Source organism: Caloramator sp. ALD01 (genome assembly GCF_000472625.1).
Classification (GTDB): Bacteria; Bacillota; Clostridia; order Clostridiales; family Caloramatoraceae; genus Thermobrachium; species Thermobrachium proteoclasticum.
The window spans coordinates 1-2,884 of the sequence record NZ_AXAA01000063.1 but is presented as its reverse complement, the minus strand read 5'-3'; the positions used below and the strand labels follow the sequence as shown (position 1 = coordinate 2,884).

At 33.9% G+C, this 2,884-nt stretch carries 4 protein-coding genes and 1 pseudogene; all 5 read right to left on the bottom strand.

Features of this window, described 5'->3' with window-relative positions; translation table 11 throughout:
• A partial coding sequence (locus A3M9_RS13955; protein ID WP_051350739.1) for a hypothetical protein occupies positions 1-1,131 on the bottom strand: 1,131 nt, incomplete at its 3' end.
• Positions 1,128-1,343, bottom strand: a complete 216-nt coding sequence (locus tag A3M9_RS0112195; protein WP_027309426.1) for a hypothetical protein — start codon at positions 1,341-1,343, stop codon at positions 1,128-1,130. The genes A3M9_RS13955 and A3M9_RS0112195, both read right to left, overlap by 4 nt.
• Positions 1,344-1,353: 10 nt before the next feature.
• Entirely contained in the window at positions 1,354-1,794 is a 441-nt protein-coding gene (locus tag A3M9_RS0112190) for a hypothetical protein (RefSeq protein WP_027309425.1), read from the bottom strand.
• Positions 1,795-1,806: 12 nt separating this feature from the next.
• The gene (locus A3M9_RS0112185) at positions 1,807-2,496 is read right to left on the bottom strand and encodes a distal tail protein Dit (protein WP_027309424.1); all 690 of its coding nucleotides are present in this window, start codon (positions 2,494-2,496) and stop codon (positions 1,807-1,809) included.
• Position 2,497: 1 nt separating this feature from the next.
• A pseudogene (locus A3M9_RS14825) lies at positions 2,498-2,884 on the bottom strand (hypothetical protein); the annotation flags it as partial.

Here is a 2,884-nt window from a genome sequence, read left to right as displayed (position 1 = left end):
CAAACCATCAGCCGCCGAGCCACCAACCAGCGGGCGTCTTTTTCCGTAATTTCTAACCCATAATCCATCTCCTCCATGGCTATTGTCTACTGGAAATAAAGCATAATATTTTAATATATTAGGAATTGTAACTCCTGATGCTGCAGTTAAAGTTTCGAAAGTGCAATATGAATATCCATAATTTGCGTCTCCGCCGGGCGGATACATTATATTATTAATTGCAGTATTAATTTGAGGGTCTCCACCCACATCGTTTAATGTTGTATTTGTATTACCTGGGGAAGTATTATCAAACTTTAAAGTCCCGGCTGTTCCAGGTACAACAAAACTACCATCTTGAAGTATAGCTTTCCAAAGATTTGATGTATCACTTTGGTCAACGGTATTATCTGCAGCGTCATTGTTAGGTATTATTTGTATTTCGCCATCAACAAGTCTCATTCCGCCAACTCTTTCCCATACATTGCCGTTTACATCTGCAAGTCCAAACGGTGTCCCATCATGATACCAAGAGAAAGGTCCTGTTCCTGTTGCTGTCCTGCCTATTTTTGTTGAATCTGCATGATATGATGGTGTTCCTATTTCAGAAGATATACTCACATCTTTGCCATAGTTATTATTCCCTCTTGGATAAAACCCTTGAGCTTTACAAAGAAGCGCTACAAGCGCATGCTCCGATAACGTTTGAAGATGAAATCCAACCCCCATTTGTTTGTGCCTTGTGAGTTCACTATCAAAAGTTTCACTGTTTCCTGGGTCCATTCCTCTTAAGGATACTACCCTTGCACTTGCTCCCGTTCCAACATATGCACTTTTATATTTTGCTATCCATATTTCAGGCTTTATCTTCCCATTTACAATAAATGCAGGATGAACTTGGTCTGGCCATGAACTATTTAGTTGTTTTAATGTTATTGCCGGGAACCTTACCATTACAGCAGGATAACCGCCATCACCAAACATAACTGTATTTCTTCCAAGGCTTGCTTCTTCTATTCTTTTTTGCCAATCTTTTTGCTCTGTTGAATCTGATATAGGACCACTATAAACAAACCTGTCTCTTAAATTTCTTTCTACTTTTAAAAGCTCATTTGCAAGCTTAGCTTGAGTATAATCCATAGTATATTTCATATTAATTCTCCTCCTTCAGGAAGTTGTATATTAACAGGAAACTTATCAGCAAAATTTATTCTTAAGTCTTTTTCAAATACCGGAAGATATTTTAAAGCATCTTCTTGATTTCCTTTTATTCGTGTTTCCCCTTGAAGTTCTACACCTTCATCAGAAAAGTCTACATGAAGCATTACTTCGTTTTCATTCACATTTTCAATATTGTATTTCATAATATCCCTCCTAATATTCAAACACAGAAATTTGAACTTGTGCACCTTCTGAAATTGCATAAATTGGGACATATATCGAAGGGTCAAATTGAAGTTCTACAATAGCTCCTGGTTCAACCGGGAATCCATTTTGTTGAGTTACAGATGATGAACCAATTCTAACTCTTAGAACTGCATCTTCATTTTTTATAACCATCTTCCTTCTATTTGCCTTCGCTGATGCTCCTGCAAAAATTTCTGCTGCAGTTGACGTAACTGTTTTTACTCCTGTTACAGGTGTAGAAGTAATTGTTTCAACTGATATTGCTGTTACAGTTCCTATATTGACATTTGCATTTATTGCTCCATTATTCCCAATCAAGACTTCATATTGTTCTGTTCCTGGATTATAATATTGTGGCACTACAATTCCATTTGCATCTCTTTTTAAATTAGCAGTTTGATATGACATATGTCATCCCTCCTATATCCATCTCCAATTTGGAATTATTTCAATTCTATAGATTTTTCCTTCCCACGATATTGAGTTATCATCTGGCTTTAAAGTGGGAAATTCTCCTATCATACAATTATTTTTTAATTCATTTCCTTTATAGCAGTCGAATAATTCACTATCTACAGTTATTGAATTAACAACATCAATTAATTGTATAATATTATCATTTATATTTAATGTTATATTACCTTGCCCATAAACTGTTATTCTGGGCTGGCTTTCTATATTGCCAGGGTTGTTTATATTACCTGGTGCTGTTAGGGTTATTAAATTATTATTTACTGCATATGCAAAAGGTTGGCAATCAAACAAAACAATAAACTGTCCTAATTTTTGCAATGCTATTTCTATATTAAAAGCACTGTAAACTGTAGCTTTATAATATTTATCTGGTTCATCGCTAAAAATTAAATTCCCTTCACCACTTAACCATTCTTTAATTTGCCTTATATTTTGAATATAATTGTCTGTACTAAAAAAGAATTCAACAGGTATTGTAAAGCCTTTTCGTGTATTATCTGAATATATTAAATATCCATCTCTACCTGGTATCTCAATTTTTATATTTTTTGTTTCTGCCTGGCAAATAGGAGGTCTTTTTCGTACTTTCAGTCCAAATGTCGAACTGTCTATTCCTTTAAAATTTACTGAGAACAAACTATTCACCTCCCATTGCTATAGCTGCCTTTTTTCTATAGTATTCAAATTCATACATAAGCTTTTCTATATCTTTTTCTCCGTAATTATAAAAATTTTCTATTTTAAATAAGGATTGAAGGCCTGAATTATTATTATCTATACGCTTGTGTTCTGCTTTTGGGCTAATCAATATATCTATATTTTTTATATTTGGTATAGCACTTTTTGCCAAATCATTTGCTGATGTATTAACTATTTTTTTGGTATCTTTAATACCTATAGCCATTCCTTCACCTATATAATTACCAAGTTGCATAAATACTCTTGAAGGCGAACGTATACCTAAAAAGTTTTTTACTTTATTTACTGCACTACTGGCTACTCCTAATATTGCATCCTTTACAGC